Annotated in this window: 20 protein-coding genes; 12 read left to right on the top strand and 8 right to left on the bottom strand. The window is 47.2% G+C overall.

What is annotated here, in order from left to right; genetic code table 11:
• Positions 1–31 precede the first annotated feature (31 nt).
• Entirely contained in the window at positions 32–1,390 is a 1,359-nt protein-coding gene (locus NYE35_RS29665; RefSeq protein ID WP_076105053.1) for an aspartate aminotransferase family protein, read from the top strand.
• Here the strand turns inward: NYE35_RS29665 and NYE35_RS29660 are convergent.
• Positions 1,365–3,053, bottom strand: coding sequence for a PucR family transcriptional regulator (locus tag NYE35_RS29660; RefSeq protein WP_341122352.1), 1,689 nt, complete (start codon positions 3,051–3,053; stop codon positions 1,365–1,367). The genes NYE35_RS29665 and NYE35_RS29660 overlap by 26 nt on opposite strands.
• Before the next feature lie 318 nt (positions 3,054–3,371).
• Here NYE35_RS29660 and NYE35_RS29655 point away from each other — a divergent pair, with 318 nt between their 5' ends.
• From NYE35_RS29655 to NYE35_RS29640, 4 genes are read left to right on the top strand one after another with little or no spacing between them, the layout of a single operon-like run.
• On the top strand, positions 3,372–4,763 hold the full coding sequence (locus tag NYE35_RS29655) for an NAD(P)-dependent oxidoreductase (protein ID WP_341122351.1): 1,392 nt from the start codon (positions 3,372–3,374) through the stop codon (positions 4,761–4,763).
• Between the two features lie 45 nt (positions 4,764–4,808).
• Positions 4,809–6,098, top strand: coding sequence for an NAD-dependent dihydropyrimidine dehydrogenase subunit PreA (gene preA / locus NYE35_RS29650; RefSeq protein WP_076099706.1), 1,290 nt, complete (start codon positions 4,809–4,811; stop codon positions 6,096–6,098).
• A 2-nt stretch (positions 6,099–6,100) separates the two neighbouring features.
• Positions 6,101–7,528, top strand: coding sequence for a dihydropyrimidinase (gene hydA, locus NYE35_RS29645; RefSeq protein ID WP_341122350.1), 1,428 nt, complete (start codon positions 6,101–6,103; stop codon positions 7,526–7,528).
• The gene (locus tag NYE35_RS29640; protein WP_341122349.1) at positions 7,528–7,779 is read left to right on the top strand and encodes a hypothetical protein; all 252 of its coding nucleotides are present in this window, start codon (positions 7,528–7,530) and stop codon (positions 7,777–7,779) included. Before hydA ends, NYE35_RS29640 begins: the two co-directional genes overlap by 1 nt.
• A 322-nt stretch (positions 7,780–8,101) precedes the next feature.
• On the opposite strand, the gene NYE35_RS29635 is transcribed toward NYE35_RS29640, so the two are convergent.
• Positions 8,102–8,278 (bottom strand): GNAT family N-acetyltransferase, encoded by a 177-nt coding sequence (locus NYE35_RS29635; protein ID WP_256720259.1) that lies wholly within the window; start codon positions 8,276–8,278, stop codon positions 8,102–8,104.
• A gap of 88 nt (positions 8,279–8,366) precedes the next feature.
• Entirely contained in the window at positions 8,367–8,624 is a 258-nt protein-coding gene (locus tag NYE35_RS29630) for a hypothetical protein (RefSeq protein WP_341122348.1), read from the bottom strand.
• A 90-nt stretch (positions 8,625–8,714) separates the two neighbouring features.
• On the opposite strand from NYE35_RS29630, the gene NYE35_RS29625 reads away from it, so the two are divergent.
• Both NYE35_RS29625 and NYE35_RS29620 read left to right on the top strand, forming a co-directional pair.
• On the top strand, positions 8,715–9,332 hold the full coding sequence (locus tag NYE35_RS29625; RefSeq protein WP_036682051.1) for a TVP38/TMEM64 family protein: 618 nt from the start codon (positions 8,715–8,717) through the stop codon (positions 9,330–9,332).
• Between the two features lie 59 nt (positions 9,333–9,391).
• Positions 9,392–10,303 (top strand): aldo/keto reductase, encoded by a 912-nt coding sequence (locus NYE35_RS29620; protein WP_036682049.1) that lies wholly within the window; start codon positions 9,392–9,394, stop codon positions 10,301–10,303.
• Positions 10,304–10,315: 12 nt separating this feature from the next.
• On the opposite strand, the gene NYE35_RS29615 is transcribed toward NYE35_RS29620, so the two are convergent.
• The 4 genes from NYE35_RS29615 to NYE35_RS29600 all read right to left on the bottom strand — a co-directional run bounded on the left by NYE35_RS29615 (position 10,316) and on the right by NYE35_RS29600 (position 13,546).
• A complete protein-coding gene (locus NYE35_RS29615; protein ID WP_036682047.1) occupies positions 10,316–11,827 on the bottom strand; it encodes an aminotransferase class V-fold PLP-dependent enzyme in 1,512 nt (503 codons plus the stop codon).
• Positions 11,828–11,952: 125 nt separating this feature from the next.
• Positions 11,953–12,429: a DsrE/DsrF/DrsH-like family protein gene (locus NYE35_RS29610; RefSeq protein ID WP_036682046.1), complete on the bottom strand. Its 477-nt coding sequence runs from the start codon at positions 12,427–12,429 to the stop codon at positions 11,953–11,955.
• A gap of 121 nt (positions 12,430–12,550) precedes the next feature.
• Positions 12,551–12,868, bottom strand: a complete 318-nt coding sequence (locus NYE35_RS29605) for a hypothetical protein (protein WP_051491217.1) — start codon at positions 12,866–12,868, stop codon at positions 12,551–12,553.
• A 54-nt stretch (positions 12,869–12,922) separates the two neighbouring features.
• Positions 12,923–13,546 (bottom strand): acetate uptake transporter, encoded by a 624-nt coding sequence (locus tag NYE35_RS29600; protein WP_036682044.1) that lies wholly within the window; start codon positions 13,544–13,546, stop codon positions 12,923–12,925.
• A 335-nt stretch (positions 13,547–13,881) separates the two neighbouring features.
• Between NYE35_RS29600 and NYE35_RS29595 the strand changes: the two genes are divergently transcribed.
• The 4 genes from NYE35_RS29595 to NYE35_RS29580 all read left to right on the top strand — a co-directional run bounded on the left by NYE35_RS29595 (position 13,882) and on the right by NYE35_RS29580 (position 17,762).
• Positions 13,882–14,799, top strand: coding sequence for a prenyltransferase (locus tag NYE35_RS29595; protein WP_036682043.1), 918 nt, complete (start codon positions 13,882–13,884; stop codon positions 14,797–14,799).
• 35 nt (positions 14,800–14,834) lie between these two features.
• Positions 14,835–15,611 (top strand): DUF6081 family protein, encoded by a 777-nt coding sequence (locus tag NYE35_RS29590; protein WP_249267652.1) that lies wholly within the window; start codon positions 14,835–14,837, stop codon positions 15,609–15,611.
• A gap of 38 nt (positions 15,612–15,649) precedes the next feature.
• On the top strand, positions 15,650–16,603 hold the full coding sequence (gene menA, locus NYE35_RS29585) for a 1,4-dihydroxy-2-naphthoate polyprenyltransferase (RefSeq protein ID WP_036682041.1): 954 nt from the start codon (positions 15,650–15,652) through the stop codon (positions 16,601–16,603).
• A 163-nt stretch (positions 16,604–16,766) separates the two neighbouring features.
• Positions 16,767–17,762 (top strand): Gfo/Idh/MocA family protein, encoded by a 996-nt coding sequence (locus NYE35_RS29580; RefSeq protein WP_341122347.1) that lies wholly within the window; start codon positions 16,767–16,769, stop codon positions 17,760–17,762.
• 87 nt (positions 17,763–17,849) lie between these two features.
• On the opposite strand, the gene NYE35_RS29575 is transcribed toward NYE35_RS29580, so the two are convergent.
• Positions 17,850–19,205 (bottom strand): dicarboxylate/amino acid:cation symporter, encoded by a 1,356-nt coding sequence (locus NYE35_RS29575; RefSeq protein WP_036682429.1) that lies wholly within the window; start codon positions 19,203–19,205, stop codon positions 17,850–17,852.
• A gap of 356 nt (positions 19,206–19,561) precedes the next feature.
• Here NYE35_RS29575 and NYE35_RS29570 point away from each other — a divergent pair, with 356 nt between their 5' ends.
• Positions 19,562–20,329 (top strand): hypothetical protein, encoded by a 768-nt coding sequence (locus tag NYE35_RS29570; RefSeq protein ID WP_341122346.1) that lies wholly within the window; start codon positions 19,562–19,564, stop codon positions 20,327–20,329.
• Positions 20,330–20,377: the final 48 nt, after the last annotated feature.

Below are 20,377 nucleotides of genomic sequence, written 5' to 3'. Positions count from 1 at the left end.
AGAAAATGAGCTGCTGAGAGGAGAAAATGTTATGCAGAGTCTGGGGAACGATAGCGAGCTTGCGGTGAAGAAGGATCAGGAATATTTATGGCACAACATTACGCCTTATAGTGAAAAGAATCCGCCTATGATTGCCGCCTCGGCGAGTGGGTCGTGGATTACCGATATACAGGGCAATCGATTTTTGGATGGGATGTCTGGCTTATGGTGTGTAAATGTGGGATACGGGCGCAAGGAGCTGGCGGAAGCTGCTTACAATCAGTTGCTGACCCTGCCTTATTTTCCTCTGACACAAAGTCATCTCCCGGCGATTGCGCTGGCGGAGAAGCTGAATGAATGGCTCGGAGACGACTACGTGATCTTCTTTTCCAATAGTGGATCGGAAGCCAATGAGGCTGCTTTCAAAATGGCACGCCAGTACCAGCAGCAAATCGGCCAGCATTATCGCCATAAATTCATTGCCCGTTATCGTGGATATCACGGCAGTTCGCTGGGTGCATTATCTGCAACAGGCCAGGCCCAGCGCAAATATAAATATGAACCGCTGGCGGGTGGGTTTCTGCATGTAGCTCCCCCGGACAGCTATCGCCGCCCGGCCGGGATGACTGTGGAAGAATTCAACCTCCAGTGTGCACAGTCCATAGAGGATATGATCATCTGGGAAGGCGTGGAGACGGTAGCTGCGGTGATTATGGAGCCTGTAATTACGGGTGGTGGCGTCATTGTACCGCATCAGGTTTATTTGGATCGGGTGCAGGAAATCTGCCGTAAGCACGGTGTGTTGCTCATTATGGATGAGGTGATTTGTGGATTCGGACGTTCTGGACGTAAGTTTGGTCATCACAACTTTAATGTGAAACCTGACATCGTAACGATGGCTAAGGGACTGACTAGCGCTTATCTTCCTTTATCCGCGACTGCTGTTCGTAAGGATATCTATGAGGTATTTAAGGACAATAGCGATGACTATGGCCATTTTCGCCATGTGAATACTTTTGGTGGCAACCCTGCCTCCTGTGCGCTGGCGCTGCGTAATCTGGAGATTATCGAGCAGGAGAAGCTGGTGGAACGTGCGGATCTTTTAGGTAAAAGAATAAATACAGAATTTACCGAGCTGCTTGATCACAAGCTTGTAGGTGATGTCCGCAGCTTTGGTTTGGTGACAGGGGTTGAGCTGGTTGAAGACAAGGTCAGTAAGAAGCCGGTTGATCTGAATATTGTGAAAGGAATTATTGCCGAATGTAAGTCCAAGGGGCTTATCATCGGCAAAAATGGCGATACCGTAGCTGGGTTCAACAATGTGCTTACCTTCGCCCCGCCGTTATCCTCCACGGATGAAGATATAGAATTTATTATCGATACCTTTAAATCTGTGCTGAACGGGGGCTAGGTAAAGTGATTTTGTCTGGATATAGAAATTGGTAAGCGCGCAGGGCGACTTGAATGGAGATCCGATTCTCTGGCTGCATGAAGTCTTCACCCAGTAGCTCTGTTATTTTGTCCAGGCGATAATAAAGTGACTGTCTGACAATGAATAAGTTTCGAGCGGCAATTTGTTTGGAGCCATCATGATCCAGATAAACACGAAGGGTAAGCAGCAGCTCGCTGCCTTTGGTTTGGTCGTGGTCGATTAGCGGGCCGAGATAACTGCGAATGAAGTTCTGCAACGTTTTTCCGTCATTTAAGCTCAACAGCAACTGGAATACACCCAGCTCTTCATAGAAGAGCAGTGACTTCTGGTAACAGGAGTATAACGACAATGCCTGTAGGGCTTCCTGATAACCGGAATAGGCTCGTTTTAGGCGCTTATGTGATTTACTGACTCCAATGACGAGCTGCAAATCCTTGAGTTTCTCATCGGAGCGGATGTTCTGCAGGGCCTCAAGTGCTTGTTGAAGTCGCATTTTGCCAGGCGTTTTTGATTGGATGTCGAGGGCGATGACGGTGAGGCGATTGTTCTTAAGGGTGATCAGCGGACGTAAAGAATATTTCTCAAAGATGGAACGCAGGATGAGCGAAAGGTGGAAGGTGATGGACTCCCATTCGTTCTCCGAGCTGTTCCATTTTACATCTCTGGGGTTCTTGATCTCTATAAGGCATACACGGTAAGGGAGCTCGTTGACCACATTGAAATTAGAGCCTATCAGGCCCTTTAAGCGGTTATCATCTTCGATGCGGCCATTGATCAGCTCGTCGACCCATAGATTTTCTGAAAAAAGCTTGCGCTCCTCCATATACCGGGTTCGCAGCAGCTCCTGAGCGATGGACAAAGAGGCGGAATCCAGCAGCAGACAGTCGAATTCCTGTGGTTTGTGATTGCATACCATCAGAATGTAAGCCCAGGTCTGATCCAACGCACCTACAGGCTTGAGCGCGATGGTCTTCTGTCCATATTCCCGGATATAGGGGGCAGCGTCAGGTTGAATTCCTTCCAGCTCGTCGCCGAAGGCGGTGAAAAAATTCAGCAATGGAGCCTGCTCTTCCGGCGGAAGTGCCGGAAAAAATAAGGGTTTGCCTTGCAGCTGCATATAGACAATTTGTGTGCGGGTGCTTTTGCACAATAATTGCAGCACTTTCAGCGTTCCTTGTGAAGTTAAGGTCAGACGGTGGAATTCACGTGAGATTTTTTCAAGTTCTTGGAGCATCCGGTGATGCCGGTTGATGATAATCGAATGAAGATCCAACGTGATATCTACGAAACGAACCGTGCGGGTGAAGATGATTAGCGGAAAGTCATGCCTGTCGGCTAAGTCGATCATCTCTTGCGGGATGGTGCTGAAATACGTACCTAACTCAATACATAGGCAAGCTGCATTTTTATCGATCAGGTTCTGCATAAACTCCAAGGAGGAAGGGAGATCGACACTTGCACCAATCCCCGTAGTCAAAATCATTTCTTCGCCATGAATCAGAGTCTCGAAGTTGGCACTTTCCAGCACATGCACCCAGCGAATGGCACGGCTTAGGCCGCTTTTCCCGCCGATCACCTCGGCTTCTGCGAATAGTGGTCTTTTTAAAGCGTCACGAATGGTTAATACAAGCTCCCAGTCCATAGTTACTCCCCCTCGATCTTCTGCGCTCTGGCCTTCGGTTAATGCCCTGTTATTCTCAGCCTATTCTCACTCGTAAAAAATACAGTTTTGAAATTAGACAAAGTGTCTAATGCAACGAAAATTCGAAATGACTATAGTTTGATTAACGGATGTCAGTATATATAACCTAATCAGGGAGAACGTTGAGAGATAATTTCTGTTAAAGCTTATATTACTACAATAATTAAAAGATGTAAGCAAAATATTCAGACAAAACTTGAAATAATGTTATATTATATAACACAAATATGAAAAATTACCCATAAGGAGGGACTAGTGATGGAGCATTCTTCTCCGTTAACAGCATTTACACCTGATATGTTCATGCGTAATTTCGCCGAGGCTGAGCCGCCTCTGACCCATAAAGGTGCCATGGATGAGTCCAATCGCTGTCTATATTGCTACGATGCCCCATGTATAAAAGCATGTCCGACCAGCATTAATATTCCCTCCTTTATCAAACGGATCGCCACTGACAATCTGAAAGGCTCGGCACAGACGATTATGGATTCCAATCCTGTGGGTGCCAGCTGTGCTCGTGTTTGTCCTACAGATGAGCTGTGTGAAGGCGCCTGTGTGTTAAATGATGCCTCGGCGCCGATCCAAATCGGACTGCTGCAGCGTTATGCGACAGATTGGGCGATAAACAGCGGAGTTCAATTATTTAAGGCTGGCATTCCTAATGGGAAAAAGGTAGCCGTTATCGGCGGTGGTCCTGCGGGATTGTCAGCGGCTAGGGAACTCGCCCGTGAAGGTTTTGCTGTTGTGATCTACGAAGCGAAGGCGTTAGCGGGTGGGCTGGATACACATGGGATTGTATCGTTTCGGCTCCCGCAGTCTGTATCTCTTTGGGAAGTAGAGCAGGTAGAGAAGCTGGGTGTGGAAATACGTACAGGTGTGAAAGTCGGAGTAGATGTTTCTGTAGATGAGCTGAAGTCGAATTATGATGCCATCGTTTTGGCAGCGGGTATGGGTTATGTGCCTCCAATAGGGATTGAAGGTGAAAAAATGGCTGGAGTTTATGATGCCATTGCGCTCGTAGAATCCACTAAGACGGGCATTCCTCTACTAGAGCTGATGGGTCAGCGGGTCGCTGTCATTGGTGCAGGGAATACGGCTATTGATGCAGCGACTTGCTCAGTGCGGCTGGGAGCCACCAATGTGAAAATGGTCTACCGCCGGACCCGCGAAGAGATGACGGCTTATGACTTTGAATATGAATTTGCGAAGCAGGAAGGTGTGGAGTTCAACTGGCTTACCTTACCGAAACGTATCGTGGGTGATGGGCTTGGGAATGTAACTGCACTGGAATGTGTGCAGATGAAGCTGACGGAGGAGCTGGGCAAAGATGGGCGTCCAATACCTATGCCGATCGAGGGTTCTGAGTTCTTGATTCCTGTAGATGCAGTTGTAATAGCTATTGGTCAAAAGCGTCGTCTGGATCTAATAGATTCCTTAGGTCTTATGCATGACCGTGGGGTTGTGAGGGTGAATGAGGTCACCTGCCAAACCTCCGATCCGCAGATTTATGCCGCTGGGGACATCATATTTGGTTCAGGTAAAGGCGAGGCCATGGTTGTATCAGCGGCACAGCAGGGAAAAGATGCAGCCCATGCGATTGTTAAACAATTCTCAGGCCAGCAGGAGGTCGTTGTTAGATCTGCCGGCTGAGCGTAGAAATCATATTGGATTTTACATGACAGGGAGGGAACATCAATGGCAGATTTAAGTATTAATCTCGCAGGAATCAAATCACCGAATCCGTTCTGGCTGGCCTCCGCGCCGCCTACGAATACAGGTTATCAAGTGCAGCGGGCCTTTGAAGCAGGTTGGGGCGGGGCGGTGTGGAAGACGCTCGGCGATCCGATCATTAATACCTCATCGCGTTTTGCGGCAGTAAATTTCAATGGGCAACGGGTTGCGGGCTTTAACAATATTGAACTGATCACCGACCGTCCACTTGAAGTTAATCTGAAGGAAATCTATGAAACGAAAAAAAGATTCCCGAATCATGCGATTATAGCCTCCCTGATGGTAGAACCAACGCAGCATAAATGGCATGAGATTGTTAAGCGGGTAGAGGATGTGGGTGTAGACGGTCTGGAGCTTAACTTTGGCTGTCCGCACGGGATGGCTGAGCGTGGAATGGGCGCTGCTTCGGGGCAGCAGCCTGATCTGGTGCAGGCACAGACCACCTGGGTAAAAGAAGTTGCGACGACCCCGGTGATTGTGAAGCTGACGCCTAATATTACGGATATCACCGTCGTTGCCCGCCATGCGGTTAAGGGTGGAGCGGACGCGATTAGTATGATCAACACGATCAACAGTCTTGCTGGTGTAGATATTCATAGCTGGAACACCATTCCGAATGTTGGAGGTCAGGGTGCGCATGGCGGTTACTGCGGGCCGGCTGTGAAACCAATTGCGCTTAGTATGGTGGCCGAGTGTGCCCGTGACCGGGGAGTCGGCATTCCTATCTCCGGTATTGGAGGGATTTCGACCTGGCAGGATGTTGTTGAATTCATGCTGATGGGTGCTACGGGCATTCAAGTATGTACAGCGGTCATGCATCATGGCTTCCGGATTGTGGAGGAAATGATCGATGGCCTGAACAACTATTTGGATGACAAAGGTTTGGCTTCCGTAACAGAGTTAATCGGTAAATCGGTATCCCGTTACTCCAACTGGGGTGATCTGGATCTCAACTATAAGGTCGTTGCCCGTATTAATGAGAACAACTGCATCAACTGTAATAAATGCCATATTGCCTGCGAAGATGCTTCGCATCAATGTATTGATATGTTAACTAATGCAGATGGGAAAGCTATTCTACAGGTCCGCGAGGAAGATTGTGTAGGTTGTAATCTTTGTTCTATTGTCTGTCCAGCAGACGGCGCGATCGATATGGTTCCAGTCGATACCGGGGCAGCCCCACTGACCTGGAACCAGCGGCAGAAAGTGATCGGGAGTTTGAATGGCACCTATTCGGAAGTGGAGGTGGTGTAAGGATGAAAAAGATTATTAAAAATGGCATCATCGTTACCGCAGCAGATACTTATACAGGCGATGTGATGATTGAAAACGGGGTTATTACGGAGATTGGCCTTCATTTGGATGTCCCTGGTGCGGAAATTATAGATGCCTCGGGGTGTTATGTTTTTCCTGGAGGCATTGATCCTCATACGCATCTGGATATGCCTTTTGGCGGCACGGTTACAGCTGATGATTTTGAGACGGGAACCATTGCGGCTGCATATGGCGGAACGACCACAGTCATTGATTTTTGCTTAACCACCAAAGGACAACCGCTACAGCAAGCCGTAGATACATGGCATCATAAGTCGCAGGATAAAGCGGTGATTGATTACAGCTTCCACCTTATGGTCTCAGAATTAAACGATAAAGTACTAGGTGAGCTTCCGGAGATAATTGAGAATGAAGGCATTACCTCGCTCAAAGTATTTATGGCTTATAAGAATACTTTTCAGGCGGATGACGGCACACTTTTTAAGACCCTTCAAGCCGCGAAAAAAGAAGGTGCGCTCGTTATGGTGCATGCGGAGAATGGAGATGTCATTGAATATCTTGTTGAGCAGGCCTTGGCCGCAGGCAACACTGATCCGATCTTTCATGCGCTGACCCGCCCGCCGGAGCTGGAGGGTGAAGCTACGGGACGCGCAGCTTATCTAACCGAACTGACAGATTCTCAGCTGTATGTTGTACACGTGACCTGTGCGGAAGCCGCTTGGAAGATTGCTGAAGCGCGTAAAAAGGGACTGCGCGTATACGGTGAGACTTGTCCACAGTATTTAGTGCTGGATCAGACGGCGCTGGAAAAGCCTAATTTCGAAGGTGCCAAATACGTGTGGTCTCCGCCCCTGCGTGAGCAGTGGAATCAGGATGTTCTGTGGGATGCGCTATGGAGCGGCAGCTTGCAGACGATTGGCTCCGACCAGTGCTCGTTTGATTTCAAAGGACAAAAGGATCTGGGGCTTGGCGATTTCTCCAAAATCCCGAACGGTGGGCCGACCATCGAGGACCGGTTTACGATTCTATATTCGGAAGGTGTGCAGAAAGGCCGGATCTCATTGAACAAATTCGTAGACATTATTGCTACCTCTAGCGCCAAGCTGTTTGGCTTGTATCCGCAAAAAGGCACGGTCGCAGTAGGTAGTGACGCTGATCTGGTCATTTTTGATCCTTCTGTAGAAAGAACCCTTTCTGCGGACACGCACCATATGAACGTAGATTATAATGCGTTTGAGGGCTTTGAAGTGAAGGGAGAGCCTGTTTCTGTTCTCAGTCGAGGTGAATTTGTTATTCGTGACAAACAATTTGTCGGTAAAGCAGGTTCGGGAAAATATTTGAAACGCAAACGTTTTGCAGCGGAGGCTCCTCTTCCTTCTAAGGCAGAAATCAGCGGAGGTGTAGTCTAATGTCTGCTTTTGCGGAATATGCCAAAGAACAGCAGGAGATTGATGGGCTGCTTTTTAAAGGATATACGATTGCCGGCATCCAAGAGGATTTGGACGGTGCCCGAATAAAGTTTGTCAGAGGGGAGCCGGCTAAAAGCTCGGTAGAGCTGTTACTACTCACAGCGGATGCCCGTAAGTACTTGACAACCCTTGTGGTTGAGGGGTTGAGGGCGGAAGGTGAGCAGGCGGGTTGTTACAGTGGAGAGGTTTGAAGGGAATGGAATTGAAAGCTGAGTAGTGAGCCCACGTAGGATAGGGAGCTTGCCGCTCGGCTTTTTATTGTGCCCATGAAAGGGTGCGAGGAGATAACCTACCTGAAAATAGCCGATTATCGTCTCGGAATATACTTTTTGGGGAAATCCTCCCTAAAAAGTAGCTGATTAGGGTCCCAAAATAGACGTTTTAGGGAAACCCTCCCTAAAAATCACTGAAATATGCCGATTTTGCGCAAATTCGCTGAATATTAGGGAATTTTTGCCTGATTTGCAGTTATAGGCACCTGAAAGACCAAAAATCAGGGAGGATTTCCCTAATCTATTTCTTCTTCTGCTGCTGCTCACGCTCTATATACTCATGCCGTAATATGGACATGATATGCAGAGATTCAAAATGTCCCTCAACCTTTATACAGTCACGTAGAGTGCCTTCCAGTGTAAAGCCGCAGCTTTCATAGACATGGCGAGCCCTGTGGTTGTGATCTCTAACATCCAACCATAGCCGATGCGTCTCGTGTGCTGGAAGATCCAGTCGCTCACGAGATGAAGCGACAGTTTGCTATAACCAAAGCCCTTGGAATGGATCACGATTCTTTTTTGATACGAACGATAAGATGAGTATCTTGAAGTCCTGTTACGATGATATAGCCGACTCTTTTCCCGGAGCTCTCCCAATTTGTAAGGTGCAGGATATCTGGATCATGGATAGCCGTAGAGTGCTCCTCTTTACTCCATTGTCCGATATAGGCACGATTAAGCTCACTTTGTTCAATGGCTAGAACGAACGCTAAGTCCTGCTCGGTGGTAGTTTGTAGATCCAACGTTTCTGAATGAATGATCATAACCTTATGCACTGTAGGAATGAACGCAACTTCGTGTATAATTGAGACCAAGTGTTAAGAATTCCAATCGGATGAGGAGATCAGCTGGTTATGTATTTTCTTGATATTATGTCTTGGCTGACAGAGGATAATCTGCGGCATCTGCTGGAACAATATCGTTCGTTTGGGCCCTTTCCGGGCATTGCGTTAACGTTTATGAAATCATTTATACCACCACTACCAACTATTGCGATCGTAGGGTTAAATGGGGCCGTATATGGTTTATGGTTAGGTTTTTTGTATTCTTGGATCGGTCTGGTTGCAGGCTGTGTGACTACCTTTTGGATTATCCGCAAAGTAGCCTCCCATCGTTATTTACGAAAATGGGCAGCGCGGCCCAAAGTAGCCAAAAGCATGACATGGGTGCGGCAAAGCGGATTCAGCTATGTTTTTCTGCTTAGTATATTTCCGGTAGGACCTTTTGTTGTGATTAATATGGCAGCAGGGCTTGCCGGGATGAGGTTCCGTTCGTATCTTCTTGCGCTTACGGTGGGTAAAGCGATTATGGTATTCGCAGTTTCATACATTGGCAATGATCTGGAACGCTTCATTCGCCAGCCGTGGGAGATTATCTATGTTCTGTTGTTTATCGGGCTGTCGTTATGGGGAGTCAAAGCCATCGAAGCGCGTTTTGCTAGAACAGCACAGGATGGGAACAAGATAGCTTAGTATAGTGTCAGAATTAACTTGAATTCCTAAATCTAAATAGAATAAAGGAGGAAATGATGATGAAATATCGTAAGCTTGGCAGTACAGGAATGAATGTCTCGGTGATTGGCCTAGGGACTTGGCAGTTTGGCGGAGAGTGGGGCAAGGATTTCACTCAGGCTGAAGTCGATGCCATGCTGGATAAGGCTGGGGAGCTGGGGATTAACCTGATTGATACGGCAGAATGTTACGGAGATCACTTGTCGGAGAAGTTCATCGGGGACTATCTGGCGCGCCGCAAACGCGAGGACTGGGTTGTAGCTACGAAATTTGGCCATCATTTTCAAGGGCATTTGCAGCGGGAACAGCTATGGCGTGCTGAGGATGTGCTTAAGCAGCTGGACGACTCCCTGCGCGCACTCCAAACAGAGTATGTCGACCTCTATCAATTCCATTCCGGAACGGATGAGCAGTTCGATAATGATAAGCTGTGGAGTATGCTCGACAGACAGAAGCAAGCCGGTAAAATCCGTCATTTAGGCGTGTCGATCAGTGCATCGGGCTCGGGGGTGCATCAGACCTCTGCGGCAGCGGATGTGCAGGCAGAGGCCATACAAGTAGTATATAATCGGCTGGATCGTCAACCTGAAGAAGAGATTCTTCCGCTGTGCATCGAGCATCAATTAGGTGTGTTAGCTCGCGTTCCGTTAGCCAGTGGTTATTTGAGCGGCAAGTATAAGCCAGATGCGATTTTTGCTCAGGGTGATGTGCGAGCGAACCATAAAGAGGATGTAAGACAAAAGCAGCTGCGCGCAGTAGCAGAAATTGCTGCCAATGAAGTGCCATCAGGTCTGGATATGGCGCAGTGGGCTTTGGCTTGGTGCCTCCAGCATTCCGCAGTAACCAGTGTAATTCCGGGCTGCAAAAATGTAGAACAAGTCATCTCCAATGCCAGTGCTGCCGATTTGGACATGGTGAAGGGCAACGTGTGATAAGTTAGAATGTTACACGGTGAAGAGTTCTTGGAGCTTCATCTCGGGTGAATGCTTCACGTAGATATGATTCCAGCTGTTCGTGGAAGTATCGTAAAGATAGTCCTGCTTCCATTGCTGGACATGGGTCGCAATACTCCTTACAGCGGATACAATTCTCTCTACTTCCTGATTAGTCATAATGGGATGTAGAGAGATGCGAATCCACCCTGGTCTGAAGGATTGGTCGCCGCTCATGATTGCTCCGGCAATCTGAGCGGATTGCGTCCACCCTAATCCGAGCAGGTAATGTCCATATGGACCTGCACAAGAGCAGCCGCCTCGAGCTTGTATGCCGAAACGGTCATTCAACAGCTGGACAGCAAGGTTGTAATGAATATCGCGCAGTGTAAAAGAGACGATTCCATGACGTTCTGTATGATCTCCGGCCAGCAGTGAGCACTCCGGTATGTCGCTGAGTCCTGCCAATAATTGCTGACACAGCTCGTGCTCTCTCATCACCATATATTGACCGTTTCCATTCATCTGCTCCTTCAGCTTCACGCAAAGTGCCGTGCGAAAAGCCTGTAAAAACCCCGGTGTTCCCCCGTCTTCCCGCATCTCAATCGCATTAGTGTAGCGGCGTCCTCCCCAAGGGTTGACCCAGGCTACTGTACCTCCACCCGGTTCGTCAGGAATACGTCCATTGTTCAGCGCTTCATCAAAGATTAGAACGCCGTTTGTGCCCGGCCCACCCAGAAATTTATGCGGAGAAAAAAAGATCGCATCAAGCTTCTCCAATGGGGAAGGTGGGTGCATATTGATAGGCACGTAGGGAGCACTGGCGGCAAAATCCACAAAACACACGCCCCCATGACGATGCATAGCAGCCGCTAGCTTTGCGTAAGGCGTCTGAATTCCAGTCACATTAGAACAAGCTGTAAATGAACCAATCTTGAAACGGCGATTGGGGTATAATCGCAGCTGGTCTTCAAGCTGCTGGGGGTCAATATTTCCGTCCTTTCCGGCGGGAATGGTAACGACGTCACCAAGCCCCTCCTGCCAAGGAAGAATATTGGAATGATGCTCCATATGGCTGGTGAAGATAACGGGGCGATCTTCCAGCGCGCGGTTATTATGTTCCTGTAGCCATTCCGGGAGCCTTAATCCCATGATACGCTGCAGCTTGTTCACGGCTCCTGTTGTTCCATTGCCGCAGAAGAGCAGTACATCCTGAGGGCCGGCATTTACATGGTTCTTAATGATTTGGCGAGCTTCATTATAAGCCTGCGTCATGATTAGTCCGGTGGTGTTGGAATCTGTATGTGGATTGCTGACGTAGGGACCGAAGGCTTCCTGCAACTTGCGTTCGATCGGTTCATATAGGCGCCCGCTTGCGGTCCAATCGGCATACAGAAGCGGTTGTCTGCCATATGGGGTGGTGATCTGATGCCGAATGCCGATGGTGTGACCACGAAAAGTATCAAAATGGTCTTGTAATGAAGCGGGCGTCTCTGCAGAAGAGGCGTGGATGATGTTTAGCACGGATATTCCCTCCAGCCCGTACGCCGTCAGTGCTAAGTTAATGGGGTGTATTTTCGGCGTGCCAGTAGTTTCTATGGCAACAGTATATGCCTGCATGGGGAATTGGGTTAAAGCCTAGTCAGACTTTAAATAAATAACTGTACATCACTTTCTAAAGCATCTTTTAAATATGCCGCAGCATCGATAATTTCGACCTCTGGCAGCAGTTCCTCGGGCTTAAAGCCCATGATCTCCACAGAAAGCTTGCAGGCATAGAATTTGATGTTTTTTTTACGAGCCCCTTTTAGAAAATGAATCAGCTTCGGTGCGCCTTGTTCCTCCATCATTTCCTCCAGCATCATTCGTCCCAGCCCGCTAAAGTTCAGATGAGAGAGCGGCAGCTGCCCAGGGCCCTTCGGTGTAATAACATCCATCAGCTTCTCGTAGATACTCTTGTCCTCAAGGGTCATTTTCTCCGGATCACGCACCAAAAATAGACCCCAGAATGAAAAAAACATAGTAACCTCGACATCGATATCTCTTGCGGCATTCGCTAGGATCAGTCCAGCCATCGCTTTGTCGTATTCCCCACTGAACATTAGCAGATTGATTTTTTTGCTCACCCTGATAATCCTCCCGTTACTTTTATTAGAATGTCATTAGTATGGTTGTGGTGGGGAGAACTATGCGAAGAAGCTTTCTGAAATTATAAAAAAAAGCCCCCTTTCGGGAGCTTGAGATTTACTAATGTACTTCAGGATCTTTAGATTCTGGATCTGCATTGCGACTGATGTCGTAATAACGGGCGGACAGCCAAATAGCTCCGGTAAATAACACGATGAGTCCAAGGACGATAGAAAAGCGCCAATCGCCTGCCTTGAAATTTAATTGAAGCACCGTTAGTACCAGTGAAACTTGGGTCCAAACCAGTGTTCTTTTGCGAAAAGCCGCAATATCGCCAACCATCTTCGGGATATTCCGAATGATCAGATAGGCAATAACTGCGAGAATAAGGGCGAAAATAGCAGTTACCGCTAATTCAGAAGAGGACAGGACATGCATAGTCTCAGCATCCTTTCGGCTTGCAAAAGTATTAGTTTCAGATCAGAACAATTTCTATTTTTTGAAGATGCCCAGCGGAGCTCCAATTGGTAAGAAGCTACGGCCGAAATGAGCGTTTAGCACGGATGCTCCACATCCGTAAAGGGACACAATACCAATACCAAGCTCAGCACAAGCAGCAAGCTTATGGAAGAATTCTGGAGCGATCCCAAAGGAATCAAAGGTTAGTCCGATAAAAAGAAAATCTATCAATACAAAAATGATAAGCAGAACTCTATTTGCCTCAACGGCACCAATCGTCATAAAGAGTGTGAAGATCAAGTAACCCAAAAATACAAATCCGAGCTGCTTAGGATCTACAGCCTCCGCAAGCGTTGGACCAAATACGCCAAGCTTGATCAGCCAGCTGCTAGCCATGCCGAACCAAAAGAAAGCGTAGGCGCCAAAGGCGGTCATACCAAAGGTATTGTTGTGCTTAGCATCCTGAATGGCGGCGAATAGCTGCGCGAATGCTCCCAGGAAGATAGCCCAAGGAATAACATAGCTAAGTCCTGTTGTAAATTCAAGCTTCTGTGAAGAAGCGACCAATGTGACAATAGCCAGTCCGAATAGCCCGATGGCGCTAGGGTCGGCAGTGACGATTTTGACAGATTGGGTGTTAGGGGATTGCGCTGACATGACAGTAAAAGCCTCCATTATTATATATAGTTTTACGCTCTTAAAAACAGCCCGTAAGGGGCGCTGTTCATAGGCTTGCCTATCATATCATATCGGTATGTGCTTGCCTATAAAACAACACTCATTTTTTGTCGTAAAATAGGGGTCCTGCGTGAAATAAGGAATTGTTTACATTTTTATCTTCCATTATCAAGTTACTTGACCAAACAAACGGAAGTATTATGTCAAGAATAGACATTATATGCAGTGATAATCTTCACAATCTATCGAAAATTGATGTATAATAGTCAGTGATAATTATTATCAAATCATATGAAAAAGGCGGTAAGCTTGAAGTGAACAAATGGACATTATTTACCAAGGCGACCCGGTTTTGGAGTTTTTCTGTTATGCTCATCCCGATTGTTTTGGGGACCGTTGGGGCATATGTATGGGAAGGGACATTCCATCCGGTTTTATTTATTCTTACATTAATAGGGGCGATTTCGGCGCATTTGTTCTCCAATATGGTGAATGATCTGTGGGACTTCCGCAACGGAACCGATACAGAAGCAAAGAATTCCGCTGGTGAAATCAGCACAAACTCCGGGCTACTGACAGGTGGGATCCTCTCGGAGTCTTTTTATGCAAGGATGACCTGGAGTATGCTGGCGATTGCCCTTATCTGTGGTGGGATTCTTAGTATATATAGCGGTTGGAATATCCTCTGGTTTGTACTTGTTGGTGCTTTAATCGCTTATTTCTATGTGGCTCCGCCACTGCGTTATGGCTATCGCGGCAAAGGTTATAGTGAGATGGCCATTTTTATTGCTTTTGGGATTATGCCTGTATTAGGCTCCTATTTCGTACAAACCGGTCAGTTTAGCATGAAGCCTGTAATTCTCTCGCTGCCTGTCGGATTTTTAACTACATTATTGTTGTTTAATCACCATTTTCTACATTGGAAAGCAGATGAGCAGGCGGGTAAGCTTACGCTTGTTGTAGTATGGGGAGAACAAAAGGCACTTGTATTCTCACGTGTACTTCTTTTCACTGGCTACGCTTCGGTGATAGTCTGTGTGCTGTTGGGTGTACTTCCTGTTTACGCACTGCTGGCGCTGGTTACAGCTTTCTGGCCGCTGCGCATTTACAGTAGTCTCAAGCAACATAATGCTTCACCGGCTTATATCCCGCTGATGGGTGCTTCACAAAAGGCCTCCGTACGCTGCGGAGTAGTAATGGCAATAACTTTATTAATTCAAGGCTTGATCTGATACTAATAGATGGACTACAGAAGGAGTGAGCTTTCATGGAAAAGAAGGACAAGGTATTGATGGCAGAAGAACAACAAGTTAAAGGCAATCGCATGGTTCTTGGGGATTTCCACTCCATTTTAGAAGAAGGAAAGGTCTGGAAGACGGGTGGATTTACACTGCCTGACGGATCATTTTGGGCTTACCGTGAGCCGGAGGCTGTAGTTATCGTTCGTAATGACACCCTGTATGTGCGTGCGAAGTTATCTCGCGAGAATCATCAAGTGCAAATTCTGGACAATGCCAAGCACATGTATTATTCAGCCAAGCCAGTGGAGATTCCGGAAGCAGGAGAGATTAGCATTGAGCTGCAAATTCGTTGCCGTACACAAGGAACTGCACCTGGAGATCTGTATGATGGATATGTATCGCTAAACCTGCTGGATTTCACGACAGGCGCTGCGCTTGATTTCTTCGCGGGAAATGATAAATACGCTAGTGTATATGGTATTTTGCCGTTCCCGGGTGTACAAGTACCAGAAAGCACTGGAACGAAATACTTCTGCATCTTTAAAGAAGATACGGATTTCAAACCACGGGAATTCAATACGTACCGTATTACCTATCACCGTGGCAATGATGAGGCTGTATTCTATTTGAACGGCAAGGAAGTACGCCGCGAGAAAAATATTCCGCTTAAATTCAATAACTTCACTGTAGCGCTCGGAATTATGACAGAGAAGGATCTGAGTCCTGAAGGCAGTGTGTCTGTACATGGACAAACAGTTATTGCAGAATGGTCCCCAGTGACGGTTACAACAACTGAACAGTAATGCCTCGCAGGCTCATTTGACAGATAAGGGTGTATGGTGTGAATATTAAAAGCTTTCTAAGATTTGTGGAGCTGCCGACGAAGGTAGCCAGTATTATTCCGTTTCTAATGGGAACGTTGTACGCCCTGTACCGGTTTGAGGATTTTTACGTACTGCGTTTTGGATTGATGTTCGTGTCTTTGCTTAGCTTCGATATGGCGACGACGGCGATTAACAACTATTACGATTTCAAAAAAGCTTCTAAAACCCACGGCTACGGCTACGAGACGCATAATGCGATTGTTCATTTTAAGCTAAAAGAGCGCACCGTCGTGGCGACGATTGTGATTTTGCTGGCGCTGGCAGCAGGGGGCGGGATTGCGCTTGTCACTCAGACGGGTTTGCTGGTCTTTTTGCTGGGTGGACTGTCGTTCTTGATCGGTATACTTTATTCGTTCGGGCCGATTCCCATCTCGCGGATGCCGTTAGGTGAGCTGTTCTCCGGTTTGTTTATGGGCTTTGTTATTATTTTTATCTCTGCCTATATCCATACGGATGAGCATGTGGTTTCACTGCTGCTCCAGAACGGCTGGGTCAGCTTGAATATCAACATCGTGGAAGTGCTGTACCTTTTCTGGTTTTCCGTGCCCGCTATTTTGGGGATCGCAGGGATTATGCTCGCTAATAATATTTGTGATATTGATGAGGATGTGGAGAATCGAAGGTATACGCTTCCGGTGTACATTGGCCGCCGCAATGCGCTTGTGCTTTTTAAATATCTCTACTATGTCTCTTATCTGGATCTTGTAGTGCTGCTGATCTTAGGGATTAACCCTATTCTGGTTCTGTTGATTCTACTTACGCTGATCCCGCTGCGCCGAAATATTGCCTTGTTCACAGAGAAACAGGAGAAGGCGAGTACCTTTATTCTTGCCGTCAAAAACTTCGTATTGATGAACCTTGCGCGTATAGTTGTGCTGGGTGCGGCTGTGCTGTTAAATGCACTAATATAAACATTCATATTTTATAAAAAAGCAGTGTCTATCGGGGTTGGAGCTCCTTTTGGCACTGTTTTTTTGCAATTTGCAGGCTTCTTTCTGTTAGAGAAACGTTTCATTCTATGATAAGGTGGCTTTAAGTATAGTAAGTAATCTATAAGGAAGAAGGTTAGCAACGATGGTGCAAAAACTTCGCTGGGGAATCATGGGCTGCGCGCAGATTGCGACAGGTTCAGTGATGCCGGCTATAATGGATTCGGAGACGGGAATGATCACAGCGGTAGCCAGTCGCGGTTTAGAAAAAAGCAGCGCTGTAGCCACAGAGTTCGGAATAGATAAAGCTTACGGCAGCTATGAGGAATTACTGGCGGATAAGGATATTGATGCAGTGTATATTCCACTGCCAAATCACCTCCATCGGGAATGGGTAATCCGTGCGGCGGAAGCTGGCAAACATATCTTATGTGAGAAACCGATCGCGCTGAACAGTGAAGAAGCGGCTGAGATGGTAAAAGCTTGTAATGATGCTGGAGTCCATTTGGCAGAAGCTTATATGTATCGGCATCATCCTCGGATTGCGGAATTGCAAGAGATTATCTCTAGCGGTGAAATTGGCGAATTACGCTCCATTCGAGGCACTTTTACTTATAATGACGCTACAGATACCTCTAATATTCGCTTTAAATCCGCTTGGGGCGGCGGCTCTCTTTATGATATCGGCTGTTATCCGCTAAGTGCAGCACGACTGCTGTTCGGAGCTGAGCCGGAAGCCGTGACAGTACAGGCTATGTTCTCTCCGGAGCATGACAATGTAGATATGATGGCTTCAGGGCTGGTAGAGTTTCCGAAGGGGCTAAGCCTGATTTTTGATTGCGGGATGTGGGCATATAACCGCCAGCTGTTAGAGATTCTGGGGACCGATGGAATGATTGAAGTGCCTATGCCTTTTAATGCTAGAGATGAGGATGCCGAATTTTTTGTGCATACGGGAGAAGGGGTAAGACGGGTTGATGCCACCGGGGCGAATCCCTATACACGGGAGGTCGATGATTTTGCCGCCGCAGTATTTACAGGAAAAAAATTATTTGCACCTGAGGATGCAGTGCTGGGCATACAATTGATCGAGACTTGTTTAGCTTCTGCTAAAAAGCGGGAAAGAATTAGTATGCTATAAGAAGATGAATCCAATATGAATCTATGCAAAAAAACCTCCGGGCGCTCTGCTTTACGCAGCTTCCGGAGGTTTTTACAGTCTCAGCTTTTAAACGGTGCTCAAGAGAATATCATCGTCATCATTGCTATTAAACGCTTCGCGGTCAAATTCACCTTCGGAATTAGCTACTAACAGAGCTGTTACAGCTGTTCCAGTTGCGTTTACAGCGGTACGGCCCATATCGATGAGCGCCTCAACACCTGCAACGATAGCGATTCCTTCAAGCGGCAGGCCGAGAGCAGTTAAGACTACCGTGGTGGAGATTACGGCAGGTCCAGGCACGCCAGCTACACCAATGGAAGAAATAATACTTACTAATACCAGTGTAATATAGTCGGTCCAGTTCAGATCAATACCGAATACTTGGGCGGTAAATACAGCCACAATAGCTGGCCAAATCCCACCGCACGCATTAAAGTTCACAGATGCCCCTAACGGTGCAATAAAGCTCGCGATCCGCGGGGAGACATGAAGCCGCTTCGTAATCACTTCGAGATTGACCGGAAGGGTTGCGTAGCTGCTTCTGGTTGTGAAGGCAACGGTAATGGTTGGGTACACTTTGCGGAAGAAACGAATTGGATTCACCTTCGCTACTAATAGAACCAATCCGCCAAAGATAAGTACAAAATGTATAATCATTGCTACGTACGAGGTTATAATTACACTGCCTAGCTCCTGCAACGTCTCCCAGCCATAACGTGCGGTGATTCCGGCAATCAGTGCGAATACGCCATAAGGGGTCAGGCGAATAATGAATTTCACAACCTGATGCAGTATCAGTGTCAGGGATTCAATAAGATCACGTACAGGCTTGACGGCTTCCGGTTTCTTGGAGCCAATCTTGATTATAGCTACTGCTAGGAAGATGGCGAAAATGAGTAGAGGCACAACCTTACCCGTAGCTGCTTCATTAACAGGATTAGATGGAACGAGATCGAGGATAACCTGGGAGAAGGTCGGGATTTCCCGGGCTGCAAAATCTGCGGGTACATCTTGTTGTATACCTTGGCCGGGATTGAACAGCAGCGCAACGGATAGGCCGATAATAGAAGCGATGCCAGTTGTTCCGAGGAACCAGGCGAAGGTTTTGATCCCGATTTTGCGTAGATACTCCAGATTGGTTAAGGAAGAAATACTGTTTAATACGAGTACGAATACTAAAGGAATGACGAGCATACGGATCAAGCTGACATAAATGCTGCCGAATGTGCTAATAGCTTTGGTCTCTAAATCGAAGTACTGAAAGAATATACCGGCAATAAGTCCGATGCCAAGTCCGATGAGTACCCGGGTTCCAAATCCAATTCGTTTACGTGCCAGTAGAAACAAAATTGCAAACACAAATATGGAAGCAACAAATCCATACCAGTTCGTTTCGATGGCGGATAATAAGTTGTTATCTATGTTCACTATCAATACCCCCTTAAACCTAGTTTTTTAATGTGATTAATCCTATTGAGATCAATCTATATAGAATTTATAGTAAAGTCAATGTAATTATATGTTAAAAATAATTAATTCCGATAAAAACCATGTGAAAAATAAAAATTGATTGACAAGGCACTATGGCATGAATAATATGGAACTTAATCACAAGCCAATTGGAATCGACTGGACAGCCGGAGATTCAACGAAAGACGCGTAAATTGCGTCCCGTTGAGTCTCTTTTTTTTAACTTTAGAGAAGGGAGAGTTACGGATTTAAGGTACAAGAATGTAATGAAGGGGTCTCTTATTTTATTTGAAAAGGATGGTACACATATGAAAAAGCTTTCGATCTCTTTGGTTGCCGCCGCTATCGTCTTCTCCGCATTGACGTATGCCGCGGTATCCGCTAACAAAAAAACAGCAGAGGCAGCACCCATTCAAGAGAGTAGTAATACAGCAGTAACCGCAGCAGCTTTACCAGTAGCTACTTCTGCGGCAGCAGTTGTTGTTCAGGCAGAAGCTACTGCAGCTCCTGTAACAGAAGCTGTCCAGCCGGAAGCTTCGGCTCCAGCAGCAGAGACAGTCACGGCAGAAGCTACTGCGGCCCCAGCAGCTGTTGATTCTGCGGCGAAGGTTGTTGCTTCAGCAGCTCCAGAAGCGGGCGCAGCTCAGCCTAAAGCAACCGCATCCCCGGCTGCGGACACCGCTAAGACGGCAACAGCTGCAACAACGGTATCTGCATCTGTTAAACCGCAAACCAGCGCGGCAACGCCTGCGCCAACTGCTGCGCCTACGACTGCTCCAAAAGCAAACGTAACCGCTAAAGCCGTTCAGCCGACCGCAGCTCCTGTTGTATCTGAACAGCCTAAGGAAACCGCCACTCCTGTAGCAAAAGCAACAGAGACACCTTCCAAAAAAGCTATAACCTTCTCTACAACAGAGGTAGTTAAAGCGACCCCGGCTCCGGTAGTTGAGTCTTCTCAACCGAAAACATCGTCTTCTGCACCTGCATCCACGGTCAGCGCACCAGCAGCTGCTCCAGCGGAAACGGTTCAGGCACCAGCACCGGCACCAGCCGCTGAGGAAGAGGTTTGTCCTTGATGAGCAGCAGGCTCATTCAGGATTCCTTTCAGCCCATTCATCCCATAA

It is taken from the genome of Paenibacillus sp. FSL L8-0494 (assembly GCF_038003695.1).
GTDB lineage: Bacteria > Bacillota > Bacilli > Paenibacillales > Paenibacillaceae > Paenibacillus_AQ > Paenibacillus_AQ odorifer.
Note: the sequence above shows the minus strand (reverse complement) of the source record. Positions and strands in the feature narration are given on the sequence as shown.

What these genes read in the sequence shown, in the direction of transcription:
- NYE35_RS29580 (WP_341122347.1), top strand. Translation starts at nt 16,767, where the DNA reads ATGGTGCAAAAACTTCGCTGGGGAATCATGGGCTGCGCGCAGATTGCG.
- NYE35_RS29600 (WP_036682044.1), bottom strand. Translation starts at nt 13,546, where the DNA reads ATGTCAGCGCAATCCCCTAACACCCAATCTGTCAAAATCGTCACTGCC.
- NYE35_RS29665 (WP_076105053.1), top strand. Translation starts at nt 32, where the DNA reads ATGCAGAGTCTGGGGAACGATAGCGAGCTTGCGGTGAAGAAGGATCAG.
- NYE35_RS29660 (WP_341122352.1), bottom strand. Translation starts at nt 3,053, where the DNA reads ATGGACTGGGAGCTTGTATTAACCATTCGTGACGCTTTAAAAAGACCA.
- NYE35_RS29640 (WP_341122349.1), top strand. Translation starts at nt 7,528, where the DNA reads ATGTCTGCTTTTGCGGAATATGCCAAAGAACAGCAGGAGATTGATGGG.
- NYE35_RS29605 (WP_051491217.1), bottom strand. Translation starts at nt 12,868, where the DNA reads ATGCATGTCCTGTCCTCTTCTGAATTAGCGGTAACTGCTATTTTCGCC.
- NYE35_RS29630 (WP_341122348.1), bottom strand. Translation starts at nt 8,624, where the DNA reads ATGATCATTCATTCAGAAACGTTGGATCTACAAACTACCACCGAGCAG.
- preA (WP_076099706.1), top strand. Translation starts at nt 4,809, where the DNA reads ATGGCAGATTTAAGTATTAATCTCGCAGGAATCAAATCACCGAATCCG.
- NYE35_RS29570 (WP_341122346.1), top strand. Translation starts at nt 19,562, where the DNA reads ATGAAAAAGCTTTCGATCTCTTTGGTTGCCGCCGCTATCGTCTTCTCC.
- hydA (WP_341122350.1), top strand. Translation starts at nt 6,101, where the DNA reads ATGAAAAAGATTATTAAAAATGGCATCATCGTTACCGCAGCAGATACT.
- NYE35_RS29590 (WP_249267652.1), top strand. Translation starts at nt 14,835, where the DNA reads ATGGAAAAGAAGGACAAGGTATTGATGGCAGAAGAACAACAAGTTAAA.
- NYE35_RS29620 (WP_036682049.1), top strand. Translation starts at nt 9,392, where the DNA reads ATGAAATATCGTAAGCTTGGCAGTACAGGAATGAATGTCTCGGTGATT.
- NYE35_RS29655 (WP_341122351.1), top strand. Translation starts at nt 3,372, where the DNA reads ATGGAGCATTCTTCTCCGTTAACAGCATTTACACCTGATATGTTCATG.
- NYE35_RS29625 (WP_036682051.1), top strand. Translation starts at nt 8,715, where the DNA reads ATGTATTTTCTTGATATTATGTCTTGGCTGACAGAGGATAATCTGCGG.